This is a genomic window from Streptomyces mesophilus (assembly GCF_011044995.1).
Classification (GTDB): domain Bacteria; phylum Actinomycetota; class Actinomycetes; order Streptomycetales; family Streptomycetaceae; genus Streptomyces; species Streptomyces mesophilus.
The window spans coordinates 1-22,967 of record NZ_JAAKZW010000050.1; the positions used below are offsets into that span (position 1 = coordinate 1).

At 70.8% G+C, this 22,967-nt stretch carries 22 protein-coding genes; 18 read left to right on the forward strand and 4 right to left on the reverse strand.

Translation table 11 applies throughout. The features are described from left to right. Positions 1 to 569 precede the first annotated feature (569 nt). The gene (locus G6045_RS14915) at positions 570 to 1,361 is read right to left on the reverse strand and encodes a LysR family transcriptional regulator substrate-binding protein (protein ID WP_165332450.1); all 792 of its coding nucleotides are present in this window, start codon (positions 1,359 to 1,361) and stop codon (positions 570 to 572) included. A 105-nt stretch (positions 1,362 to 1,466) separates the two neighbouring features. Here G6045_RS14915 and G6045_RS14920 point away from each other — a divergent pair, with 105 nt between their 5' ends. Beyond that, positions 1,467 to 1,868 carry a DUF5997 family protein gene (locus G6045_RS14920; RefSeq protein ID WP_206343748.1) on the forward strand — a complete coding sequence of 134 codons (402 nt, stop codon included), beginning with the start codon at positions 1,467 to 1,469 and terminating at the stop codon, positions 1,866 to 1,868. A 123-nt stretch (positions 1,869 to 1,991) separates the two neighbouring features. Here the strand turns inward: G6045_RS14920 and G6045_RS14925 are convergent, their stop codons facing one another. Continuing rightward, on the reverse strand, positions 1,992 to 2,915 hold the full coding sequence (locus G6045_RS14925; protein WP_165332420.1) for an aminoglycoside phosphotransferase family protein: 924 nt from the start codon (positions 2,913 to 2,915) through the stop codon (positions 1,992 to 1,994). 74 nt (positions 2,916 to 2,989) lie between these two features. On the opposite strand from G6045_RS14925, the gene G6045_RS14930 reads away from it, so the two are divergent. Then, complete coding sequence (locus G6045_RS14930; protein ID WP_165332421.1) at positions 2,990 to 4,435, forward strand: hypothetical protein; 1,446 nt, start codon at positions 2,990 to 2,992, stop codon at positions 4,433 to 4,435. On the opposite strand, the gene G6045_RS14935 is transcribed toward G6045_RS14930, so the two are convergent. Beyond that, positions 4,423 to 5,787 carry a Fic family protein gene (locus tag G6045_RS14935; protein WP_165332422.1) on the reverse strand — a complete coding sequence of 455 codons (1,365 nt, stop codon included), beginning with the start codon at positions 5,785 to 5,787 and terminating at the stop codon, positions 4,423 to 4,425. The genes G6045_RS14930 and G6045_RS14935 overlap by 13 nt on opposite strands. A gap of 189 nt (positions 5,788 to 5,976) precedes the next feature. Here G6045_RS14935 and argC point away from each other — a divergent pair, with 189 nt between their 5' ends. From argC to G6045_RS15015, 16 genes are all read left to right on the forward strand, one after another. Beyond that, the gene (gene argC, locus G6045_RS14940; protein WP_165332423.1) at positions 5,977 to 7,005 is read left to right on the forward strand and encodes an N-acetyl-gamma-glutamyl-phosphate reductase; all 1,029 of its coding nucleotides are present in this window, start codon (positions 5,977 to 5,979) and stop codon (positions 7,003 to 7,005) included. Then, the gene (gene argJ / locus G6045_RS14945) at positions 7,002 to 8,156 is read left to right on the forward strand and encodes a bifunctional glutamate N-acetyltransferase/amino-acid acetyltransferase ArgJ (RefSeq protein WP_165332424.1); all 1,155 of its coding nucleotides are present in this window, start codon (positions 7,002 to 7,004) and stop codon (positions 8,154 to 8,156) included. The genes argC and argJ overlap by 4 nt, the downstream gene beginning before the upstream one ends. 14 nt (positions 8,157 to 8,170) lie before the next feature. Next, entirely contained in the window at positions 8,171 to 9,082 is a 912-nt protein-coding gene (gene argB, locus G6045_RS14950) for an acetylglutamate kinase (protein WP_165332425.1), read from the forward strand. Then, a complete protein-coding gene (locus tag G6045_RS14955; protein ID WP_165332426.1) occupies positions 9,079 to 10,281 on the forward strand; it encodes an acetylornithine transaminase in 1,203 nt (400 codons plus the stop codon). Before argB ends, G6045_RS14955 begins: the two co-directional genes overlap by 4 nt. 20 nt (positions 10,282 to 10,301) lie before the next feature. After that, a complete protein-coding gene (locus G6045_RS14960) occupies positions 10,302 to 10,838 on the forward strand; it encodes an arginine repressor (protein WP_165332427.1) in 537 nt (178 codons plus the stop codon). A gap of 135 nt (positions 10,839 to 10,973) precedes the next feature. Further along, positions 10,974 to 12,398: an argininosuccinate synthase gene (gene argG / locus G6045_RS14965; protein ID WP_165332428.1), complete on the forward strand. Its 1,425-nt coding sequence runs from the start codon at positions 10,974 to 10,976 to the stop codon at positions 12,396 to 12,398. An 89-nt stretch (positions 12,399 to 12,487) separates the two neighbouring features. Further along, positions 12,488 to 13,915 carry an argininosuccinate lyase gene (gene argH, locus G6045_RS14970; protein ID WP_165332429.1) on the forward strand — a complete coding sequence of 476 codons (1,428 nt, stop codon included), beginning with the start codon at positions 12,488 to 12,490 and terminating at the stop codon, positions 13,913 to 13,915. Positions 13,916 to 14,035: 120 nt separating this feature from the next. Further along, positions 14,036 to 14,587 (forward strand): TetR/AcrR family transcriptional regulator, encoded by a 552-nt coding sequence (locus G6045_RS14975; RefSeq protein WP_165332430.1) that lies wholly within the window; start codon positions 14,036 to 14,038, stop codon positions 14,585 to 14,587. Then, positions 14,584 to 16,122: an MFS transporter gene (locus tag G6045_RS14980; protein ID WP_165332431.1), complete on the forward strand. Its 1,539-nt coding sequence runs from the start codon at positions 14,584 to 14,586 to the stop codon at positions 16,120 to 16,122. The genes G6045_RS14975 and G6045_RS14980 overlap by 4 nt, the downstream gene beginning before the upstream one ends. A 95-nt stretch (positions 16,123 to 16,217) precedes the next feature. Next, entirely contained in the window at positions 16,218 to 16,454 is a 237-nt protein-coding gene (locus G6045_RS14985; RefSeq protein WP_165332432.1) for a hypothetical protein, read from the forward strand. Continuing rightward, positions 16,451 to 17,446, forward strand: coding sequence for an AAA family ATPase (locus G6045_RS14990; protein WP_328707784.1), 996 nt, complete (start codon positions 16,451 to 16,453; stop codon positions 17,444 to 17,446). Before G6045_RS14985 ends, G6045_RS14990 begins: the two co-directional genes overlap by 4 nt. Then, positions 17,443 to 18,348, forward strand: coding sequence for a DUF58 domain-containing protein (locus G6045_RS14995; protein WP_165332433.1), 906 nt, complete (start codon positions 17,443 to 17,445; stop codon positions 18,346 to 18,348). The genes G6045_RS14990 and G6045_RS14995 overlap by 4 nt, the downstream gene beginning before the upstream one ends. After that, positions 18,345 to 19,295 (forward strand): VWA domain-containing protein, encoded by a 951-nt coding sequence (locus G6045_RS15000; RefSeq protein ID WP_165332434.1) that lies wholly within the window; start codon positions 18,345 to 18,347, stop codon positions 19,293 to 19,295. The genes G6045_RS14995 and G6045_RS15000 overlap by 4 nt, the downstream gene beginning before the upstream one ends. A gap of 61 nt (positions 19,296 to 19,356) precedes the next feature. Then, positions 19,357 to 20,217, forward strand: a complete 861-nt coding sequence (locus tag G6045_RS15005) for a S1C family serine protease (protein ID WP_165332435.1) — start codon at positions 19,357 to 19,359, stop codon at positions 20,215 to 20,217. Between the two features lie 23 nt (positions 20,218 to 20,240). Continuing rightward, the gene (locus tag G6045_RS15010) at positions 20,241 to 20,915 is read left to right on the forward strand and encodes a response regulator transcription factor (RefSeq protein WP_165332436.1); all 675 of its coding nucleotides are present in this window, start codon (positions 20,241 to 20,243) and stop codon (positions 20,913 to 20,915) included. Then, entirely contained in the window at positions 20,912 to 22,174 is a 1,263-nt protein-coding gene (locus tag G6045_RS15015) for a sensor histidine kinase (RefSeq protein WP_165332437.1), read from the forward strand. The genes G6045_RS15010 and G6045_RS15015 overlap by 4 nt, the downstream gene beginning before the upstream one ends. A gap of 24 nt (positions 22,175 to 22,198) precedes the next feature. On the opposite strand, the gene G6045_RS15020 is transcribed toward G6045_RS15015, so the two are convergent. Continuing rightward, positions 22,199 to 22,870, reverse strand: a complete 672-nt coding sequence (locus G6045_RS15020; protein ID WP_165332438.1) for a lysophospholipid acyltransferase family protein — start codon at positions 22,868 to 22,870, stop codon at positions 22,199 to 22,201. Positions 22,871 to 22,967 lie beyond the last annotated feature (97 nt).

Here is a 22,967-nt window from a genome sequence, read left to right on the forward strand (position 1 = left end):
GGTCCCGGTCCCCGGACCCCGGGCAGAGTGCGGTGTGAGGCGGTGTGACGCCCACGAGGCCGCCGGCCCGCAGAGTTCGGCGTGACGCGGAAGAGGCCACCGGCGCGCAGCCGCATGACGGCGGAAGGGGACCCGGAGAGCGCGGACGTGCCGCGCACCCCACCGCCCCGCAGTCGCGCGACAACGGAACGGGACCCGGGAAGCGCGGACGTGTCGTCGCGCACCCCCACCGGCGCGCAGCCGCGCGCCTGCGAGACGGAACCCCACCCACCCGTAATTGCAGGACGGAACCCCCACCGGCCCGCAGCCGCGGAACCGGCGGAAGGGGACGGGGAGGGGTGCCTGTCATACGGGCACCCCCGACGGCCACGGCAACCCTTCGCGGGAACGGCGCCATTGCCCGTATGGCAGGTACCCCGGACCGGCACCGACCCCACGACGACACCGCACGCGCCCAGCGCAGTCCGGTGGCCTCTCGGACTGGACGGGACGTCACACCGGACTCCGCGAGCCGGCACAGCCGGCTCGCGTGGTGTCGCCGGGGCGTGCGGCTAGCCCGGGGCGTACGGCTATCCCCGACGCTTCGGCTTGCCTCGGCGTGCTCCGGACGCGGACCCGGATGAACGCGCTCCGCCCTTCCCCGCGCCACCCCGGGGCCCGGCCTTGGCCGACGTGCCCTTCGCGGCGCCGCGCCCCTTGCCGTCCTTGGCCTGCTTCTTCCGTCCGCGAGCCGCCTCGACCTCCGCCGGAGACTGCCCCCGCGAACTGTTCACCGTGCGGCCCCGGACGATCCCGATGAACTGCTCGACCAGGTCCGAGGTGTCCCCTTGCGGCCACACCAGACCCATCCGCGACTCGGGCGCATCGGTCAGCGGCCGGTACGTGAGGTCCTTGCGGTGGTGCAGCCGCGCGAGCGACTGCGGTGCGATCAGCACGCCGATGCCCGCAGCCACCAGCTCGACGGCATCGGCGGTGGTGGCCGGCCGCTCCAGCGCGGGCTTTCCCGGCAGCTCGGTCCAGCCGAGGGTGTCGTCGAGCGGGTGCAGCACGATCTCGTCGGCCAGATCCGCGAGCGTCACCTCGTCGGCGGCCGTGACCAGGTGGTCCTTGGGGACGACGGCCACGGTCGTCTCCGCGTACAGCGGGATCGCGTTGAACCGCGTCTTGTCCACCGGCATCCGCAGCAGCCCGGCCTCCACGCCGCCCGACTCCACCAGCTCGGCGGCCTCGGCGGGTTCGACCGCGACCAGCGTCAGCGGGATGGAGGGCAGCCGTTCACGCCAGATCCGCACCCACTTGGCGGGCGTGGCGCCCGGAACGTAGGCGAGCCGGAACTCCGCCGGGTCGTCCGAGCCTGTCACCGGGGGTTCTGCAGCGCCTGTCACCTCGCCAGATTACCCGCCGGGACGCAGGGCTGAGCGCCCTCGTGGTCGGCCGGACCGCCCGTGATCGCTACCCTTGATGCCATGACCCAGCACCAGAACACCCAGACCATGAAGCCCGCGACCGCGGCGAAGAAGCTGGGCGTGTACCTTCCGGCCACCCCCGCGGAGTTCCAGGAGGGCGTCGTCTCGCGCGCCGAGCTCAACGCTCTGCAGGCCGAGCCGCCCCAGTGGCTCGCCGACCTCCGCAAGAACGGCCCGCACCCGCGCCCCGTCGTAGCCGCCAAGCTCGGCGTCTCCATCGCCGGTCTCGCCCGCGGTGGCGTGACCGAGGCGCTCACGACCGAGCAGATCGATGCGCTCCGCGAGGAGATGCCCGAGTGGCTGCGCCAGGAGCGCGCCACGCAGGCGAAGGTCCGCGAGGAGACCGTACGCCTCAAGGAGAAGAAGGCAGCCAAGGCCGAGGCCGACGCCCAGGACCGCTGAGCCGCCGAGCCGCCGAGAGCGCTGGCCGTCCCTGCGACGGCCGGCGCTCTCGTTCGAGGTGAGGATCAGGGGTTCGCGTAGGCGATCAGGGGTCGACCGCTCCGGCGCAGCGCTCGATCCGGATCAGCCCTCCCGTAGGAGCAGCGCGGCCGTCTCCAGGAACGGGCGGCCCACCTCGGGCGCCCCGTGGGCGATGCAGTACAGCCCGGTCGACACTCGCTCCAGATACCCCCACTCCCACACGGCCGTCTCGTCCTCGCCCGCGGCGCCGGCCAACCGTGCGCAGTATCCGCGGGCCAGCCGCACCGGGTCCTCGGCGGCGAGCAGTTCCGTGCACCACTCCCTGAGCACGACGCCCAGGTCGTACGAGGCCGGGGCGAGAAAGCCCTCCGGGTCGACGAATACGTACCCCGTCTCGGCCCCCGGCCGCTCGGCACGCACCCGCAGGGCATTGCCCGGATGCGGATCCCCGTGGACCAGCACACAGTCCTCGGGCCCGAAGAGAGCACGCTTCTCCGCGTAGATGAGGGCCTGGGCCACCACAGCCTCGGGACAGGGCCGCCCCAGCTCGTGCCACAAGCGGTCCACCAACTCGTAGAGGCCATGCGCCTTGTTCTCGAAGGGGCCGGTGACGGGCGGGCGCGGCACGCTCCAGCCCTGCTGCAGAAGTTCGGCGAGTACGTCCAACTGCTGCTCTGGGGAAGGTAGTTGCTCCAGCGGCTCCCCGAGCGCTTCGAGCAGCAGGGCATGGCGATCCGCGTCGTGCCGGATCAGCAGCACATAGCCCTGCCCCCGCGCGAGCCGCAGCGTGCGGGTCTGCCCCGCGAAGGCGTCGTCGGGCGCGGCGAGTTTGAGGACCACGTTCTCGCCCGCCGAGGTGCGGGCCCGCGCCACATACGCCGCCGTGCCGCCCGGCAGCGGTTCCCCGACGCTGATCGCCCACTCGCGCTCGATGTCCCGTACAAGGGAGGGGAGCGAGTCGAGCCACTGCCGGCCCCGCTTGCCCAGGCTCAGGGCCTTGCTGCGCACCATCACCGGCAGATCCATGGCACGACCGTAGCCGTCGGTCCCCTGGGAAATTGACGAGCGCCGGGCGCGGCACCTGGGGCACCATCCTTGCCGTGAACCCTCAGTTGCTCGGGGCCGCGGCCAACCCGGCCTTGCCGGCCGACCTGGTCGAGAGGCTCATCTCGCTCGCCGACCCGGAGATCGCGGAGGAGTTGGCGTGCCGCCCGGATCTGAGCCGCGCGCAGGCGTTGGTGCTGGGGGACCGGGTTCCGGAGTGCGCCCCGCTGCTCGCGCGCCTGGGGCATCTGGCGGCAGCCGACATCGATCCGGTGGCACGGCCGGATGCGGCCCTCGCGCTGCTCGAAGAGGGCCGGGGCGGGCCGGAGTTCGCGCGTGTCCTGGTGCGGAGCGCGATGGTCGAACACCGCGCGAGGCTCGCGGAGTGTCCCGGGCTGCCGGGCGACGTCGTGGACGTCCTCACGTCGGACGCGGACGAACGGGTGGTCGCCGAGCTAGCCCTGTGGGCCACGGCCGAGGTCACGGCGCGCCTCGCGGAGCACCCGCACACGATGGTCCGCCGCGCCGTCGCGTGCAACGAGGCGACGAGCCCCGCGATCCTTGCCGCGCTGGTCACAGGGGAGGGGTTCCCTCCGCTGGAGGAGTGCGAGCGGTGCGCCGAGGCGCACTACGACGCGGGCGCCGTCCGGTACGCGGCCCTGCTCAACCCGTCCACACCCGTCGAGGCCGTCGTGCCGCAGGTCAACCACGATGAGGTGTGGCCGGGTTGGGGCCTGACGGCACGGACGGATCTGCCGTCGGAGACGTACGAGCTGCTGGCAGGGCACCCGGTGCCGGGGATCCGGGACGCGGTCGCGAAGAACCCCGCCATCTCCGACGGCCTGCTGCGCCGGCTCGCCGAGGACGAGGTCGACTTCGTGCGTCGAAGTGTCGCCCGCAATCCCCGGATTCCGCTCGACCTCCTCGAGCGCCTGACGACCACCACCAGGATCGGTTCCGGCCTGCTTCCGCGGATCGCCGCGGCCACCGAAGCCGAAACAGACCACCTGGCCCGCTGGCGGAACCCGGTTCTGCGCATGTTCGTGGCCGAGCGGCGTGATCTGCCCCCGGCCGTGCGGGACGCGCTCGCCGCGGACCCGGACGCCAAAGTGATCAAGTCCGTCGCGCCGCATCCAGGACTGGACGAGTCCCAACTGCGGTCGATGGCCCGCCGGCACGGCGCCCGGGTGTACGCGAAGGTGGCGGCGAACCAGGCCGCGCCCTCGTCCCTCCTCGAGGAGCTGGCGAACAAGGCCGCTCCTGTACGCAAGGCGCTCCGCGAAATCGCCCGCCATCCGAACGCGACGGATCCTGCGCTGCGGATCTGCCTGACGGACGTACAGGCCCGCGTGCTCGCCGCCGGCCATCCGGCGCTGGCGCCGTCCGCCCTCGCGGATCTGCTCGACCATCCCGACGAGCGGGTGGCCGAGGCAGCGGCGGCGAATCCGGCACTGCCGCAGTCGCTGCTGCGCGAGGTGGTGCGTGCCGCTCAACTGTCGTGAGCGGTACGCCGGTTATCGCGGAGGTGTACGTCGATGTACCGGGCGAGGACGAGTGGATCCTCGGGGCTGTCGACCTGGAAGGTCACCCGCCGCAGCAGCCGGACGTTGCCGAGCGTGATGTCCGCGCGGGCCAGGACGTAGACCAGAGCGAGGAAGGCCGCGCGGGCGTTGCCGTCTGCGAACGGGTGGAAGTAGCACACGTCCAAGTACGCACGTGCCGCGCGAGCCGTGAGGGGAAGTCCGGGCTCGAAGGCATCGGACGGGCAGGCGTCGAAGCGGGCCCGGGTGTCCGGAGCCAGGCCGTAGCGTTCGCGGCCCCGCTTCGCATAGGCGGAGGCGGTGCGAAAGCCTGGTGGTTCCGGTGTGCCGAGGACTTGTTGCTGCCAGGTGCGAAGCAGTTCGAAACTCAGAGGCCGGCCCAACGCGGCGTCCGTGCGCACCAACTGCAGTGCTGCGAGCAGGCCTTCGGCTCGGGCCGGTGAGATGCCTGCGTCGAAGGTCCGTATGTCCTCGACGGCACCGTCGCGGGGCGGAGGTGTCGGTTGTGCCGCGTCGGCCTGCGGGCATTCATGCCAAGGCGCCGCATCGCGCAGCGCCAGCCACTGGGGGATCCGGTCAGGTCCCTGAGGTTCCTGCTTTGACGGTTCGGTGCTCCGCGCCGCGGACAGGGAGGACGCCAGACGGTCCGCCACATCAGCCACCACCGCCGGATCCGGCTCGAACCAGCTGTTGAACCGTCCGCCCACGGCTTGGCGCACCAAGTCCTCGGCCACGTCGGGCGTGACATCCCATCGGCTCAGGAACCAGGTGAGCACCTGCCGGCAGTGGCCGTACCAGCCGCTTCCGCAGCCTGTCCGGTCCGACACCTTGAGAATCAGACGGCGTGCGCCCATTTCCCACAGGAGCGGATCGTCTGCCACCGTGAGCTGATCCAAGGGGTGGGCCTCGAAGCAGGCCGCGAGCTCCTCGAGCCAGGCCCGCCACTCGCGCAGCGAGGCCACGACCTTGGCCAGGGTCTCCTCGGGCGTGGTCATCGAGTCATGCGGACAGCACCAGCTGTCGACCGGTCCACCGTCGAAGTCGCCCTCGTCCCGGGCCCAGCGCCAGCCGGATGCCCAGGGACCGTAGTACTCGATCAGGGCGTACGACATGGCGTCGGCCCAGCTCGAGGACACCTCGTGTGCCCAGGTCTCCCAGCCCGGATCGCCGTACGACACGTCCGGCCGACTCGGCACCGCGCGGGCCGGCCCCAGTGAGCGCACCACCTTCTCGGCGCCCTCCACGTCGAAAGGGTGGCCCGCGGGATCCACTTCGTCCCAGGTCAGCGTGGACGGCGAAAGGTCGTGCAGCATGCGGCCAGGGTCGTCCGCACACGTCCGTGCGCGCAAACCATTTCGCAGGGAGCGCAGGCCGCGGCGAGGTTGCGGCCGAGCGCCGGGGTGGACGCCCGCCCCGGCAGAAGACCGGCGGGCAGCGATATGCCTTTGCATAACAGTACGGTGTCACGTATAGTCATGCCATCAAGAGGGAGGCAGGCAACCATGGTGGTACGGGCCGCAGTGGCAGGAGCGAGTGGATACGCGGGCGGGGAGCTGCTGCGTCTGCTGCTGGCGCATCCCGGTGTCGAGGTCGGCGCGCTGACCGGGAACTCCAACGCCGGCCAGCGCCTCGGTGCGCTGCAGCCGCATCTGCTGCCGCTCGCCGACCGTGTGCTCGAGCCGACCACCGCCGAGGTGCTCGCCGGGCATGACGTGGTGTTTCTCGCGTTGCCGCACGGGCAATCCGCGGCTGTCGCCGAGCAGTTGGGCGATGCCACCCTCGTCGTCGACATGGGAGCCGACTTCCGGTTGAAGGACGCGGGGGAGTGGGAGAAGTTCTACGGCTCCCCGCACGCCGGGACCTGGCCCTACGGGCTGCCCGAGCTGCCCGGGGCGCGGGATGCGCTCAAGGGCAGCAAGCGGATCGCCGTTCCCGGCTGCTACCCGACCGCCGTCTCGCTCGCCCTCGTCCCCGCGTACGTGCACGGTCTCGCCGAGAACGACGCGGTGATCGTCGCCGCGACCGGCACCTCCGGCGCCGGCAAGGCGCTCAAGCCGCATCTGCTGGGCTCCGAGGTGATGGGGTCCATGTCTCCGTACGGTGTGGGCGGCGGGCACCGGCACACGCCCGAGATGATCCAGAACCTCAGCGCGGCGGCCGGCGAGAAGGTCACCGTGTCCTTCACGCCGACCCTCGCCCCGATGGCCCGCGGCATCCTCGCCACCTGCAACGTGAAGGCGAAGCCGGGCGTGAGCGCCGAGTCCGTGCGGGCCGCGTACGAGAAGGCCTATGCGGACGAGCCGTTCGTGCACGTGCTGCCGGAGGGGCAGTGGCCCGCCACCGCCTCCGTGTACGGGTCCAACGCCGTGCAGATCCAGGTCGCGTACGACGAGAGCGCGCAGCGCATCGTCGTGATCAGCGCGATCGACAACCTCACCAAGGGCACCGCGGGCGGTGCCGTTCAGTCCATGAACATCGCTCTGGGTCTCGACGAGACCACCGGGCTTTCTACGATCGGAGTCGCGCCGTGAGTGTGACGGCAGCCAAGGGATTCCAGGCCGCGGGTATCGCCGCCGGGATCAAGGAGAACGGGAACCCCGACCTCGCGCTCGTCGTCAACCGCGGCCCCCGCCAGGCCGCCGCCGGCGTCTTCACCTCCAACCGCGTCAAGGCCGCCCCGGTCCTGTGGTCCGAGCAGGTGCTCAAGGGCGGTGTGGTGTCCGCGGTCGTCCTCAACTCCGGTGGCGCCAACGCCTGTACGGGACCGCAGGGCTTCCAGGACACGCACGCCACCGCCGAGAAGGTGGCCGAGGTCCTCGAAGGGCACAACGCCGGAGAGGTGGTCGTCTGCTCGACGGGGCTCATCGGCGTGACGCTGCCGATGGACAAGCTGCTTCCGGGCGTCGAGCAGGTCGCGGCCCAGCTGTCCGAGCACGGCGGCGAGAAGGCCGCCATCGCCATCAAGACCACGGACTCGGTGCACAAGACGGCCGTGGTGAGCAAGGGCGGCTGGACCGTCGGCGGGATGGCGAAGGGCGCCGGCATGCTCGCGCCCGGGCTCGCCACCATGCTCGTGGTGCTCACGACGGACGCGGCGCTCGACAGTGACGTACTGGACAAGGCGCTGCGGGACGCGACCCGGCTGACCTTCGACCGGGTCGATTCGGATGGCTGCATGTCGACCAATGACACGGTGCTGCTTCTCGCCTCCGGGGCGAGTGAAGTCACCCCGGAATACGCGGAGTTCGCCGCCGCCGTGCGCGAGGTCTGCGACGACCTCGGGCAGCAGCTGATCCGCGACGCCGAGGGCGCCAGCAAGGACATCAAGGTCGAGGTCGTGGGCGCCGCGAGCGAGGACGACGCCGTCGAGGTCGGCCGCTCCATCGCCCGCAACAACCTCCTCAAGTGCGCGATCCACGGCGAGGACCCCAACTGGGGCCGGGTGCTCTCCGCGATCGGCACGACCAAGGCCGCGTTCGATCCGAACCAGCTGAACGTCGCCATCAACGGCGTCTGGGTCTGCAAGAACGGCGGCGTCGGCGAGGACCGTGAGCTCGTCGACATGCGCTACCGCGAGGTGCACATCGTCGCCGACCTCGCCGCCGGCGCCGAGACCGCCACGATCTGGACCAACGACCTGACCGCCGATTACGTGCACGAGAACAGCGCGTACAGCTCATGAGTGAGAAGCCACAGGTGAGTACGACCCGTAAGCACACCGCCCTGCCCAAGGCGCAGATCCTCATCGAGGCGCTGCCCTGGCTCACGCGGCACCAGGGCAAGACCGTCGTCATCAAGTTCGGCGGCAACGCCATGGTCGACGAGGAGCTGAAGTCCGCCTTCGCGCAGGACGTCGTCTTCCTGCACCACGCGGGCCTCAAGCCCGTGGTCGTGCACGGCGGCGGCCCGCAGATCAGCAAGGCGCTCGACCGGCACGGCATCGTCAGCGAGTTCAAGGCGGGCCTCAGGGTCACGACCGAGGACGCGATGGACGTCGTACGGATGGTCCTCGCCGGTCAGGTCCAGCGCGAGCTGGTCGGGCTGCTCAACCAGCACGGCCCGCTCGCCATCGGTCTCACCGGCGAGGACGCGCACACCATGACCGCGACCAAGCACCAGCCGCGCGTGGACGGCGAGTTGGTCGACATCGGGCGCGTCGGCGAGATCACCGAGATCGACACCGGCGCCATCGAAGCCCTGCTCGCCGACGGCCGGATCCCGGTCGTCTCCTCGATCGCCCGCTCCCAGGACGACGGACATGTCTACAACGTCAATGCTGATACGGCGGCTGCGGCACTCGCTGCTGCGCTGGATGCCGAAACCCTGATGGTCCTGACCGACGTCGAGGGCCTCTACGAGGACTGGCCGAACTCCGACGAGGTCATCAGCAAACTCACCGCCACCGAACTGGAGAAGCTGCTCCCGGAGTTGGCGAGCGGCATGGTGCCCAAGATGGAGGGCTGCCTGCACGCCGTACGCAACGGGGTGCACACCGCCCGTGTGATCGACGGTCGCGTACCGCACTCCATCCTTCTGGAGATCTTCACCGATGAAGGCATCGGCACGATGGTCGTGCCGGATGCCGATCCCGAGGGGGAAGCAGCATGAGCAACGCCGCATTCGCCGGGCGCTGGCAAGGCGCGATGATGAACAACTACGGCGCCCCGCGTATGACGCTCGCCCGCGGTGAGGGCCTCAAGGTCTGGGACGCCGACGGCACCGAGTACCTCGACTTCGTCGGCGGTATCGCCGTGAACGCGCTCGGCCACGCCCACCCGGCGGTCGTCCGCGCGGTCAGCGACCAGGTCGCGACCCTCGGCCAGATCTCCAACTTCTTCATCGCCGAACCGACCGTCGCCCTCGCCGAGCACCTGCTGCGCTGCTTCGGCCGCGAGGGCCGGGTGTTCTTCTGCAACTCCGGTACGGAGGCCAATGAGGCGGCCTTCAAGCTCGGCCGCCTCACCGGGCGCACCCACATGGTCGCGACCGACGGCGGCTTCCACGGGCGGACCATGGGCGCTCTCGCGCTCACCGGACAGCCCGCCAAGCAGGCGCCGTTCGCGCCGCTGCCCGGTGACGTCACGCATGTCCCGTACGGGGATGTCGAGGCGCTGCGTGCGGCGGTGACGACCGAGACGGCCTTCGTGATGATCGAGCCGATCCAGGGCGAGAACGGTGTGGTCGTGCCGCCGGCCGGCTACCTCAAGGCCGCGCGCGAGATCACCCGGGCCACCGGGACCCTGCTCGTGCTCGATGAGGTGCAGACCGGGATCGGGCGGACCGGGCAGTGGTTCGAGTACCTCGCGCACGAAGGCGTCGAGCCCGATGTGGTCACGCTCGCCAAGGGGCTCGGCGGCGGGCTTCCGCTGGGCGCGACGGTCGCGTTCGGCGCAGCGGCCGACCTGTTGCAGCCCGGTCAGCACGGCACGACCTTCGGTGGCAACCCGATCGCGTGCGCCGCGGGACTCGCCGTACTGGAGGCGATCGAGGCCGAAGGGCTGCTCGACAACGTCAAGGCGAAGAGCGCCAAGCTCATCGACGGAATCGAGAATTCCGGACATCCGCTCGTCGGCCATGTCCGGGGTGCGGGCCTGCTGCTGGGTATGGTGCTCACCGAGCCGCTCGCGCCCCTGGTGCAGCAGGCGGCTCAGGACGCCGGGATCCTGGTGAACGCACCCGCCCCCGATGTGGTCCGCCTGATGCCGGCGCTCACCATCGGCGACGCCGAGGTGGAATCGTTCCTCCAGGCACTGCCCGGCATCCTCGACCAGGCGCTCGCGGCCGGCCGGCCGACGGGGAGTGAGTGACGCGGAATGAGACGACGACGATGAGCCAGGCGCAGGAGAACGAGCAGGGCAGCCCGTCCGTACCGCAGACGCGCACCGCACGGCACCGCCGGATCGTGGACATCCTCAACCGGCTGCCGGTGCGCTCGCAGAGCCAGCTGGCGAAGCTGCTCGCGGACGACGGGCTGCACGTCACGCAGGCGACGCTCTCGCGGGACCTCGACGAGCTCGGGGCCGTGAAGATCCGCAACACCGGTGGTGAGCTGATCTACGCGGTGCCGAGCGAGGGCGGGTTCCGTACGCCGCAGGCGCCGTTGGGGGAGTCGGCGAAGGAGGAGCGCTTGAAGCGCATCGCGGGTGAACTCCTCATCTCCGCCGAGGCGTCCGCCAACCTCGTGGTCCTGCGCACGCCCCCCGGCGCCGCCCAGTTCCTCGCCTCCGCGATCGACCAGGCCGAACTCCACGTCATCCTCGGCACCATCGCGGGCGACGACACCGTGATGCTGATCAGCCGCGACCCGGCCGGCGGCCAGGCCCTGGCCGATCACATGCTGCGGCTCGCCCAGAACGATCGCTGAGCGGCCCGCTCCGCCTCCGTAGCCAGATCTTCGACGACCTGACCCTCGTCCCTGGTCCTCGTCCCCTGTGAGGACTTCGGGTGCCCGAACCAGCCCACGGTTGCATGATCATGCGGAGTCATGCATACTCTTCCTATGTCCAAGGTCCTCACTTCCCTTCCGGCCGGCGAGCGCGTCGGCATCGCCTTCTCCGGTGGTCTCGACACCTCCGTCGCGGTCGCGTGGATGCGCGACAAGGGCGCCGTTCCGTGCACGTACACCGCCGACATCGGCCAGTACGACGAGCCCGACATCGCCTCGGTGCCGGGCCGCGCGAAGAACTACGGCGCGGAGATCGCGCGTGCGGTGGACTGCCGCGCCGCGCTCGTCGAGGAGGGCCTGGCCGCACTGACCTGCGGCGCGTTCCACATCCGCTCCGGCGGCCGCGCGTACTTCAACACCACGCCGCTCGGCCGCGCGGTCACCGGCACCATGCTGGTCAAGGCGATGCTCGAGGACGACGTCCAGATCTGGGGCGACGGCTCGACGTACAAGGGCAACGACATCGAGCGGTTCTACCGCTACGGCCTGCTCGCCAACCCCAACCTGCGGATCTACAAGCCCTGGCTGGACGCCGATTTCGTCGCCGAGCTCGGCGGCCGCCAGGAGATGTCCGAGTGGCTGGTCGCCCACGGACTGCCCTACCGGGACTCCGCCGAGAAGGCGTACTCCACCGACGCCAACATCTGGGGCGCCACCCACGAGGCCAAGCTCCTCGAGCACCTCGACGCGGGCGTCGAGACCGTGAACCCCATCATGGGCGTGAAGTTCTGGGACCCGTCGGTCGAGATCCCCACCGAGGACGTCACCATCGGCTTCGCCCAGGGCCGGCCCGTCACCATCAACGGCAAGGAGTTCGCCTCCGCCGTCGACCTGGTGATGGAGGCCAACGCCATCGGCGGCCGGCACGGCCTGGGCATGTCGGACCAGATCGAGAACCGGATCATCGAGGCCAAGAGCCGCGGTATCTACGAGGCCCCCGGCATGGCCCTCCTTCACGCCGCCTACGAGCGCCTCGTCAACGCCATCCACAACGAGGACACCCTCGCCCAGTACCACAACGAGGGCCGACGGCTCGGCCGTCTCATGTACGAGGGCCGCTGGCTGGACCCGCAGGCGCTGATGGTCCGTGAGTCGATCCAGCGCTGGGTAGGCGCGGCCGTCACCGGCGAGGTCACGCTGCGGCTGCGGCGCGGCGAGGACTACTCGATCCTCGACACCCAGGGGCCGGCCTTCAGCTACCACCCGGACAAGCTCTCCATGGAGCGCACCGAGGACTCCGCGTTCGGCCCGGTCGACCGGATCGGCCAGCTCACCATGCGGAACCTCGACATCGCCGACTCGCGTGCCAAGCTCGAGCAGTACGCGAGCCTTGGCATCCTCGGTGTGGAGTCGGCGGCCGCCACCGGTCTGATCGGCACCATGCCCGAGGGTGGCGCCCAGGCGATCGCCTCGCGCGGCGAGTCCGCGGGCGACGACGAGGCCCTGGACCGGGCCGCGATGGAGTTCGGCACCGACTGACCGGCGCCCGCCGCACGTAACGTCAGTCGCCTCCCCGTCCTGTGGCGGGGAGGCGACCGTACAACCACCCTCCTGAGGAGCACCCCGCAGTGAGCACCCCCGCCGACAACCTCCGCCTCTGGGGCGGCCGCTTCGCCGACGGTCCCGCCGAGGCGCTGGCGAAGCTGTCCGCGTCCGTCCACTTCGACATGCGTCTCGCGCCGTACGACATCGCCGGTTCGCGTGCCCACGCCCGCGTACTGCACAAGGCGGGGCTGCTCACGGCCGACGAGCTCGCGCGCATGACCGGCGGGCTCGACCAGCTCGAACAGGACGTCGCGAGCGGCGAGTTCACCGCCACCATCGCCGACGAGGACGTGCACACCGCCCTGGAGCGGGGTCTGCTCGAGCGGCTGGGCCCCGACCTCGGCGGCAAGCTGCGCGCGGGCCGGTCCCGTAACGACCAGGTGGCCACGCTCTTCCGGATGTATCTGCGCGACCACGCCCGGATCATCGGCGGCCTGATCGCCGACCTCCAGGACGCGCTCGTCGGTCTCGCCGAGGCGCACCCGGACGTCGCGATGCCGGGCCGTACCCACCTTCAGCACGCCCAGCCGGTGCTCTTCGCCCATCACGTACTGGCGCATGTGCAGTCCTTGTCCCGGGACGCCGAGCGGCTGCGGCAGTGGGACGAGCGCACGGCCGTCTCGCCGTACGGCTCGGGTGCGCTGGCCGGCAGCAGTCTGGGTCTCGACCCGGAGGCGGTCGCGAAGGACCTGGGCTTCGAGCACGGCAGCGTCGGCAACTCCATCGACGGCACGGCGTCCCGTGACTTCGTCGCCGAGTTCGCCTTCATCACCGCGATGATCGGTGTGAACCTCTCGCGGATCGCCGAAGAGGTCATCATCTGGAACACGAAGGAGTTCTCCTTCGTCACGCTGCACGACGCGTTCTCCACCGGCTCGTCGATCATGCCGCAGAAGAAGAACCCGGACATCGCCGAGCTGGCGCGGGGCAAGTCCGGCCGGCTGATCGGCAATCTGACCGGGCTCATGGCGACGCTGAAGGCGCTGCCGCTCGCGTACAACCGCGATCTCCAGGAGGACAAGGAGCCGGTCTTCGACTCCTGCGACCAGCTGGAGATCCTGCTGCCCGCGTTCACGGGCATGATGGCCACACTCACCGTGCACAGGGAGCGCCTCGAAGAGCTGGCGCCCGCCGGGTTCTCGCTCGCCACCGACATCGCCGAGTGGCTGGTCAAGCAGGGCGTGCCGTTCCGTGTCGCGCACGAGGTCGCGGGGGAGTGTGTCAAGGTCGCCGAGTCCGAGGGCAAGGAGCTCGACGAGCTCACGGACGAGCAGTTCGCGAAGATCTCCGCCCATCTGACGCCCGAGGTCCGCACGGTCCTCACCGTCCCGGGCGCGCTGGCCTCGCGCGACGGCCGCGGCGGCACCGCGCCGTCGGCGGTCGCGGTCCAGCTGGCCGAGGTCAAGCAGGACCTTTCCGTCCAGCGGGCATGGGCGGACGCCAAGAAGTAGTTCCTACGGGAAGCAGGGCCCGGTCACCGTCCAGGTGGCCGGGCCCTTTCGCGGTCCTGCGGCAGAGACGTTCGGGTCCCGGATGAGACAAAAATGTCTCATCCGGGGTACAGTCGTCTCATGGCAGTCGACCGCGAACGCATCCTCAGGGCCGCCGCGGCCCTCCTGACCCGTAAGGCCACCGCCACGACGGACGAGGTGGCCAAAGCCGCGGGGATCAGCCGCGCCACCCTGCACCGGCAGTTCGCCGGACGGGACGCGCTGATCCGCGCACTGGAGGCGCTGGGGCTTCAGCAGCTGGAGTCCGCGCTCGACGCGGCCCGCCTGGACGAGGACAGCGCCTCCGAAGCCGTACGCCGGCTCATCGCCGAGGTGGAGCCCGTCGCCGGATTCCTCGCCTTCCTCGTCACCGAGAACCAGCTCTTCGAGACGGACGCGATGAACGAGGGCTGGACCCGGATCGACGACCGCATCTCGGCACTGTTCCGCCGCGGCCAGGAGTCCGGTGAGTTCCGGATCGACCTGTCGCCCGCGTGGCTGACCGAGGCGCTCTACGGCCTGGTCGGCTCTGGCGCCTGGGCCGTGCAGGACGGCCGGGTCGCCGCCAAGGACTTTCAATTCATGATCGTCGAGTTGCTGCTCGGCGGTGTACGACGGAGCGTGGGGAAATGACCAGCGCGCAGCAGGCGCCCGCACCACAGATCGAACGCCATCCGGGTCGTTGGCTGGCACTGGCCGTACTCGTCTTCGCCGTGCTGCTCGTCGCCGTCGACGCGACGGTGCTCGGTCTCGCGACCCCGTTCCTCAGCGAGGACCTGAAGCCCTCGGGCACCCAGCTCCTGTGGATCGGCGACGTCTACTCCTTCGTGATCGCCGGTCTGCTGGTCTCCATGGGCAGCCTCGGCGACCGGATCGGCCGTAAGAAATTGCTGCTCGTGGGCGCCGTCGCGTTCGGCGCGGTGTCGGTGCTCAACGCGTACGCCACCAGCCCGGAGATGATGATCGTGGCCCGGGCGCTGCTGGGTGTCGCCGGCGCGACCCTGATGCCCTCCACGCTCGCCCTGATCCGCAACATCTTCCACGACCCCAAGGAACGCAGCGTCGCCATCGGCATCTGGGGCGCGGCCGCCTCCGCGGGTGCCGCCGTCGGACCGGTCGTCGGCGGCGCGCTCCTCGAGCACTTCTGGTGGGGCTCGGTCTTCCTGATCAACCTGCCCGTGATGGCGATCCTGGTGATCGTCGGCATCAAGATGCTCCCTGAATCGCGCAACCCGAACCCGGGCCCGTGGGACCTGATCAGTGTCGGCCTCTCCCTGGTCGGCATCGTGGCGGTCGTGTACGCCATCAAGGAGGCGGCGGTACACGGCTTCCGATGGGACACCGCTGTGTCCGCCGTCCTTGGCGTGCTCTGTCTGATCTGGTTCGCGCGACGGCAGACGAGGCTCGAATCGCCGCTGCTCGACATGCGGCTCTTCCAGCACCGGGGTTTCTCGGGCGCGGTGCTCGCCGACCTCCTGACCATCCTCGGCCTCTCCGGCCTGGTGTTCTTCCTCTCGCAGTTCCTCCAACTGGTGCAGATGCGCTCGCCGTTGGGCGCGGGAATGATCGAACTGCCTGCCGCCATCGGGGCGGTGCTCACCGGCTTGTACGCCGGTGTCATCGCCCGCAGGGCATCGGTGCGGCTCGCCGTGTCCGGTGGTCTCACCGCGATCGGGCTCGCCCTGGCCGCGTGCACCCTGCTCGACGCGAACACTCCGGCGCTGCAGATGTGTCTGGCCCTGTTCATCGGCGGCGCGGGCGCCGGCCTGGCCTTCACCGTGACCGCGGACGTCATCCTCACGGCCGTGCCCAAGGAGCAGGCGGGCGCCGCGTCCGCGGTCTCCGAGACGGCGTACGAACTGGGTGCGGCCCTCGGTATCGCCCTGCTCGGCTCCGTGGTGACCGGCATCTACCGCGGGTTCGAGGCGCCCGCGGGGGTTTCCGGGGACACCCTCGCTGCGGCACATGACTCGCTCGGTGGGGCCGTCGAGGCGGCCAGGGACCTGCCGCAGGAGCAGGGGGCGGCGCTGCTGTCCGCTGCGCAGAACTCCTTCACCAGCGGGTTCGAGACCGCCGCCGGGGTCGCCTCGGCGGTGCTGCTCGCCACCGCGGTGGCGGCCTGGTTCCTGCTGCGGGGGCAGAAGTTGGAGGACGGCGTCGAGCACTGACCGCTCAGCAGGACGCCGAGGGCTCTTTAAGCCCGTTTTCGCCTCGTGATGATGGTCTGGCCTTCCGAGCCCTTACTGCTCTGGAGGCCAGACTCATGTCTCGTACGCGCAAGTACGTCCTCGCCTCGGTCGCCGCACTCGCCGCCGCGGGCATCGCCACAGGAGCCGGCGGCGCGTTCGCCGACGACGGCGGAGACTCGCCGAAGCACGTGCGGATCGTCGTCGACGAACGCGGAGCCGGGGCGGACGATACGGCCGGCAAGGAGGACTGCCCCGGAAAGGGCAGCAACGCTCCGGCCTCCGACTCCGAGGTTCCGGCGGAGGCGCTGTGAGCGTCGCCCTCGCACCCGATGACCAAAAGCTTCTGGAAGAAGCGCTGTTCGAGGTCAAGCGGGTGATCGTCGGCCAGGACCGGATGGTGGAGCGGATGTTCACCGCGGTCCTGGCCCGCGGCCACTGTCTGCTGCAGGGCGTGCCGGGAGTCGCCAAGACGCTCGCCGCCAAGTCCCTGGCCGAGGTGGTCGGCGGGCACTTCGCCCGGATCCAGTTCACCCCCGACCTCGTACCGTCCGACATCACCGGCACCCGGATCTACCGGGCGTCGCAGGAGACCTTCACCGTCGAACCCGGACCCGTCGTCGCCAACGTGGTGCTCGCCGACGAGATCAACCGGGCACCCGCCAAAGTCCAGTCGGCGCTGCTCGAAGTGATGGCCGAGCGCCAGGTCTCCCTCGGCGGCACGACCATCGAGGTCCCCGAACCCTTCCTCGTACTCGCCACGCAGAACCCCATCGAGTCCGAGGGCGTGTACCAACTCCCCGAGGCCCAGCGCGACCGGTTCCTGCTCAAGGTCGAGATCGATGTGCCGAGCGAGTCGGAGGAACTGGCGATCCTCTACCGCATGAGCACCGACCCGCCGCGCCCGCGCCGCGTGCTCACCCCGTCCGTCGTCCTGTCGCTGCAGCGCGCAGCCGACGAGGTGTTCGTGCACCACGCGGTGGCCGAGTACGCGGTACGGCTCGTGTGCGCGACCCGTGAACTGGCCGGTCCCGAACGGCGCTTGGCGCACGGCGCCGGTCCCCGCGCCACACTCGGCCTGGTCGCCGCCGCCCGTGCGCTGGCCCTGCTGCGCGGCCGTGGCCACGTCCTGCCCGCCGACGTCCACGCACTCGCCCACGACGTCATGGCGCACCGCCTCGTCCTGTCCTTCGACGCCCTGGCCGACGGAGTCGAGCCCGGGGCCCTGGTCGACGAGGTGCTCACGGCCGTCGAACAGCCGAGGATCAGCCCGCGCGAGGTCACCGACGGGGAGGAGGCGGCATGACCACCCTCGGCGAGCTGACCCCCGAACAGGCCTTACGGCACCTGGAGTTACTGTTCACGCGCCGCGTGGACGGCATGCTCCAGGGCGACCACCGCGGCCTGAACACGGGCCCGGGTACCGAACCCGACCGCACCCGCGTCTACGAACCCGGCTCCGACGACGTACGCCGGATCGACTGGAACGCCACCGCCCGCACCACCGTCCCCCATGTCCGCCTCACCGAGGCCGAACGCGAACTCACCACCTGGATCGTGCTCGACGCCTCCGCCAGCATGGACTTCGGCACGGGACGGATGGAGAAGCGCGACCTGGCGGTGGGCGCCGCCGCGGCCGTCGCCTTCCTCACCGAACGCTCCGGCAACCGCATCGGCGCCCACATCAGCGGCCCCGACGGCATCCTGCGCATCCCCGCGCGCACCGGCCGCCGCCATCTCCTGTCGATCCTGTACGCCGCACTGGACCGCCCCCGGGTCGCGGCAGGCCCGCAGCGGCACTCCCTCGGCGACACCCTGCGCACGCTGCGCTCCCTGAGGCGGCGCGCACTCGTCGCGGTCGTCTCCGACTTCCTCGAGGACGGCTGGGAGCGGCCGCTGCGGGCCGTCGCGCGCCAGCACCAGGTGCTCGCCGTCGAGACCGTCGACCCGCGCGAACTGGAGCTGCCCCCGGTCGGACTGCTCACCCTCGTGGATCCGGAGACCGGCCGGCGGCGCGAAGTGCCCACCCAGGCACGTCGGTTACGGGAGCGCTACGCGGCCGCCGCGCTGGAACAGCGTGCCCAGATCAAGCAGGCGATACGGGCCGGTGGCGCGGCCCATCTGCGGCTGCGCACCGACCGCGACTGGGTCCGCGATGTCGTACGCCATCTCGCGGAGCAGCAGCGCAGGTCCGGAGGCGTGGCATGACCCTCGCCTCGCCCGGCTGGCTCCTGCTCCTCGTGCCGCTCGTCGTGCTCATCGGCCTCTACGTGGTGATGCAGCGCAGACGCGAGAAGTACGCGGTCCGCTTCACCAACCTCGATCTGCTGGACAAGGTGGCGCCGTCCCGTCCCGGCTGGCGCCGTCACGTCCCCGCCGCGGCGTTCTGCGCGACTCTCGCCCTGCTCGTCGTCGGCTTCGCCCGGCCCAGTATGGACGTCCAGGTGCCGCGGGAACGGGCCACGATCATGGTCGCGTTCGACGTCTCCGCGTCCATGGAGGCGACCGATGTGGCGCCGAGCCGCTTCGAGGCCGCACAGGACGCGGCGCTCGGCTTCGTCGATCGGCTGCCGGAGCGCTTCAACGCGGGTCTGGTGCCGTTCAGCGGCTCCGCGTCGGTGGCCGTGCCGCCGGGCACGGACCGGGAAGCGCTCCGGACGGCCATCGAGACCCTGCGTACCGGCGAAGGGACCGCCATAGGCGACGCGGTGATCGCCGCGCGCGACGCCGTCCGACGGCTCGACGCCGAAGCGGGCGAGAACCCTCCGCCCGCGCATGTCGTCCTTCTGTCCGACGGCGCCAACACGGTGGGACGCTCGGTGAGTTCGGCGGCCGCCGCCGCGGCCGCGGCGCGGATTCCGGTCTCGACCATCGCCTACGGCACCGAGGACGGGGCGATCGAGACACCCTCGGGGGGACGGGTGCCCGTACCCGTCGACGGCCCCGCACTCGAAGAGCTCGCCTCGGCGACGGGCGGAGCCTTCCACGAGGCGGCGTCCGGGGAAGAACTGGAGGAGGTCTACGACGACATCGGCAGCTCCGTCGGACATCGCACCCAGGAGCGTGAGGTGTGGGCGTGGTTCGTCGGTGCCGGTCTGACGGCGGCGCTCCTGACCGCGGCCGCGTCGCTGCTCTGGTTCTCGCGGCTGCCGTGACGCTGCACGCGGCAGCTGTGACGCTTCGCGCGCTGGCCGTGACGCTGACTTGGGAGGAAGCATGAGCGACCCCTACTACCAGGGTCTGGGCGAGCCCCGAGGTCCCGCCTTCACCCCCGGGCGGCCGCCGCCCCCGTTCGGGCAGCAGTATCCGACGCAGGCGTACTACCCGACGCCCGAGCCGGCCGCGCCGCCCCGGCAGCGCACCGCGCGTCCGGTCCTGGCAGCGATCGTCGCCGCGGTGCTCGCCGGCGGCGGCGCCGGTTACGCGGCCGGACAGTTCGGGGACGACCGCGGCGCACCACCCGCCGCCGGCGCAGGCCGCGACTCCGCCGGACTCGACGCCGTGGCCGCACAGGTGCTGCCGAGCGTGCTCTCCGTGGAAGCGCCCGGCGGTCAGGGCTCCGGGTTCGTCTTCGACAGCGAGGGACGCATCCTCACCAACGCCCACGTCGTCGGCGAGAGCCCGCAGGTCGTCGTGGTGCTGCAGAGCGGACGGCGGGTGCCCGCCCAAGTGCTCGGCACCGACCCGGCATTGGACGTCGCCGTCCTGCGGCCCGAGAGCACCCGGGGCCTCACCCCTGCCCGTCTCGCCCCCGACGCGGAGCCCGCCGTCGGCGACACCGTGCTCGCCATCGGCTCACCGCTCGGCCTCTCCGGCACCGTGACCTCCGGCATCGTCAGCGCGCTCGACCGCAAGGTGAGCCTCGGCGACGGCGATCAGAGCGCCCTGCAGACCGACGCCTCCATCAACCCCGGCAACTCCGGCGGCCCGCTGGTCGACGCCGACGGACAGGTCATCGGCATCAACACCGCCATCGCCACCCTCGACCGGGAACGCGGCGGTTCCATAGGCATCGGGTTCGCCATCCCCGTCGGCGAGGCGCTGCGGTCCGCCGAGTCGATCGTCGCGGGCGACTGAACCGAGAGAGGGAGGGGCTGCGCATGCGGCTGCTGTTCGTCGAGGACGAGGAAGACCTCGTCACCGCCGTCAAGGTCGGCCTCGTCAGAGCGGGTTACGCGGTGGACACCGCCCCCGACGTCGCCTCCGCCCTGGAAAAGCTCGGCGTCAACGAGTACGACCTGGTGCTGCTCGACCTGACACTGCCGGACGGCGACGGCTTCGCGGTCTGCCGGGCGGTGCGCACCGCGTCCGGCGGGCCGCGGATCCTGATGCTCACCGCCCGCGACCGGCTCGCGGACCGGGTCCGCGGGCTCGACGAGGGCGCCGACGACTATCTCGTCAAACCGTTCGCACTGCCCGAACTCCTCGCCCGCATACGGGCGTTGCTCCGCAGGGAGGAAGGCGGCACCTCGGTCGTGGAAGTGGGCGAACTCCGCCTGGACACGGCCCGCTTCGAAGCCTTCCGAGGGGAGCGGCCCCTGCAGCTGACGCCCAAGGAGTTCGGCGTACTGCACTATCTGATGACGCGCCCCGGCCGGGTCGTGCCGACCGAGGAGCTGCTCGAGCATGTGTGGGACGAGCACGCCGATCCGTTCACCAACACCGTCCGGGTGACGGTGGGTTCACTGCGCCGGAAGATCACCGGGGATGCGGATCCCCTGATCGAGACGGTGATCCGCGCGGGATACCGCCTCAAGGAGACGCCCGCGTCATGAAGCGCCCTCGCATCACGCTGAGCTCCCGCCCCGTGAAGAGCCCCCGTTTCCCCGGTTTCACCCACACCATCCGCTTCCGCCTCACCGTCCTGTACTCCGCGCTGCTCTTCGCCCTCACGTCCCTCGTACTCGGCGGTGTCTACTTCGCCGTGGAGCGCAGCGGCGAAGCGCACCCGGTGACCAAGCAGTTCACCGCGCAGAAGTACATCGACGGCCGGTTCGCGTACGAATTCCAGGGGGTCAAGGTCGAGGAGGTCGAGGCGGCGGTCAACTACGAGACCCTGGCCAATCTGCGCCAGGTCTCCTTCGTCGTGCTCGGGGGAGTGGCCGTCGCGAGCCTCGGCATCGGCTGGATCCTCTCCGGCCGTGTGCTGCGCCCGGTGCGCTCCATCTCCCGTACGGCGGCCGACATCCAGGCCACCGACCTCTCCCAGCGCATCCGTCTGGACGGTCCGCGCGACGAACTGCGCGATCTCGCCGACACCGTGGACTCCATGCTGGAACGCCTCGACGACGCCTTCGACGCCCAGCGCCGGCTGATCGACGACGCCTCCCACGAACTGCGCAGCCCGCTCGCGATCATCCGCGCCAACCTCGACGCGGTCCTGAACGCCGAGGAGTCCGACGAGGAGGAACGCAGGGCGGCGGTACGGGTGGTCGACCGCGCGACCATCCGTATGACCAGGCTGGTGGAGGACCTGCTCGCCACCGCACGCCGGCAGGCCCCCGCACTCGCCGACAGCGATGTCGACCTGTCGGCGGCGGTCGCGGACGCCTGTGAGGAGTTCGAACTCCCGGCGGCGGAAGGAGATGTGGTGATCCGCCGGCGGCTGCCGCCGGGTCTCATGGTGATCGGCGACCACGACGCGTTACGACGCGCGGTCGGCAATCTGCTCTCCAACGCGGTCCGGCTGTCCCCGCCCGGATCCGTGATCACGGTGACGGCGGGCCGGGACGACGACGGCCGGGTCCGGACGTCCGTGACGGACGAGGGCCCGGGCATCGCGGACGCCGACCGCGAGAAGGTCTTCGACCGCTTCTGGCGCGCGAGCCGGGATGCGGGACAGCGCCGTGAGCAGGGACGGAGCGGCGAGAGGGGCCAGAGCCGTGAGCCCGGACGCGACCGTCACGCGGGCCTTGGCCTGGCCATCGTCCGGCAGATCATCGAGTCGCACGGCGGGGAGGTACGTGTGACCTCCACACTCGGCGCGGGCGCGACGTTCACGCTCAGGTTGCCGGCCCGCACCGACGAGGAGTGACAGCTCCCGGGATGCTCCCGGGATTCAGGCGGCCTTGGCCTTCGTGGCGTAGATGTCGACGTACTCCTGGCCGGACAGCGCGAGCACCTCGGACATCACCGAGTCGGTGACGGCCCGCAGCACATAGCGGTCACGGTCCATGCCCTCGTACCGCGAGAACTCCATCGGCTCGCCGAAGCGCACGGTCACCTTGCCCGGCCGCGGCACACCCGCGCCACCCGGCTGGATCTTGTCGGTGCCGATGATCGCGAAGGGCACGACAGGCGCGCCGGTCATCAGCGTGAGGCGGGCGATGCCCGTGCGGCCCCGGTACAGGCGGCCGTCGGGGGAGCGGGTGCCCTCGGGGTAGATCGAGAAGACCTTGCCCTCCTCGAGCACACGCCGGCCGGTCATCAGCGCCGCGACTCCGCCGCGGCCGCCGTCGCGGTCGACGGGGATCATGCCGGTCCCGGTGAAGAACCAGGCCATGACGCGGCCCTTGATGCCCTTGCCGGTCACGTACTCGTCCTTGCCGATGAAGAAGACCTGCCGCTTCACACTGAGCGGCATGATCATCGAGTCGATGAAGGTGAGGTGGTTGCCCGCGAGAATCACGGGCCCCGTGCCCGGAATGTTCTCCGCACCCTCCACCCGTGGGCGGAACATCAGGCGCAGGACCGGGCCGAGTACTGCCTTGATGAGGGTGAAGCGGGACAACGAGTCCTCCGGTGTCAAAGGCTGGCGGGGTTGTCAGTGCAGGTGAGGACGATACTCGCGGTTCCGCTGTCGTTGCACGTCGGGTTCATCACGTGGA

Coding starts and splice junctions, on each gene's coding strand:
- G6045_RS14920 (WP_206343748.1), top strand. CDS start 1,467: ATGACCCAGCACCAGAACACCCAGACCATGAAGCCCGCGACCGCGGCG.
- G6045_RS14925 (WP_165332420.1), bottom strand. CDS start 2,915: ATGGATCTGCCGGTGATGGTGCGCAGCAAGGCCCTGAGCCTGGGCAAG.
- G6045_RS14935 (WP_165332422.1), bottom strand. CDS start 5,787: ATGCTGCACGACCTTTCGCCGTCCACGCTGACCTGGGACGAAGTGGAT.
- argC (WP_165332423.1), top strand. CDS start 5,977: ATGGTGGTACGGGCCGCAGTGGCAGGAGCGAGTGGATACGCGGGCGGG.
- G6045_RS14955 (WP_165332426.1), top strand. CDS start 9,079: ATGAGCAACGCCGCATTCGCCGGGCGCTGGCAAGGCGCGATGATGAAC.
- G6045_RS14960 (WP_165332427.1), top strand. CDS start 10,302: ATGAGCCAGGCGCAGGAGAACGAGCAGGGCAGCCCGTCCGTACCGCAG.
- argG (WP_165332428.1), top strand. CDS start 10,974: ATGTCCAAGGTCCTCACTTCCCTTCCGGCCGGCGAGCGCGTCGGCATC.
- G6045_RS14975 (WP_165332430.1), top strand. CDS start 14,036: ATGGCAGTCGACCGCGAACGCATCCTCAGGGCCGCCGCGGCCCTCCTG.
- G6045_RS14980 (WP_165332431.1), top strand. CDS start 14,584: ATGACCAGCGCGCAGCAGGCGCCCGCACCACAGATCGAACGCCATCCG.
- G6045_RS14985 (WP_165332432.1), top strand. CDS start 16,218: ATGTCTCGTACGCGCAAGTACGTCCTCGCCTCGGTCGCCGCACTCGCC.
- G6045_RS14995 (WP_165332433.1), top strand. CDS start 17,443: ATGACCACCCTCGGCGAGCTGACCCCCGAACAGGCCTTACGGCACCTG.
- G6045_RS15000 (WP_165332434.1), top strand. CDS start 18,345: ATGACCCTCGCCTCGCCCGGCTGGCTCCTGCTCCTCGTGCCGCTCGTC.
- G6045_RS15005 (WP_165332435.1), top strand. CDS start 19,357: ATGAGCGACCCCTACTACCAGGGTCTGGGCGAGCCCCGAGGTCCCGCC.
- G6045_RS15010 (WP_165332436.1), top strand. CDS start 20,241: ATGCGGCTGCTGTTCGTCGAGGACGAGGAAGACCTCGTCACCGCCGTC.
- G6045_RS15015 (WP_165332437.1), top strand. CDS start 20,912: ATGAAGCGCCCTCGCATCACGCTGAGCTCCCGCCCCGTGAAGAGCCCC.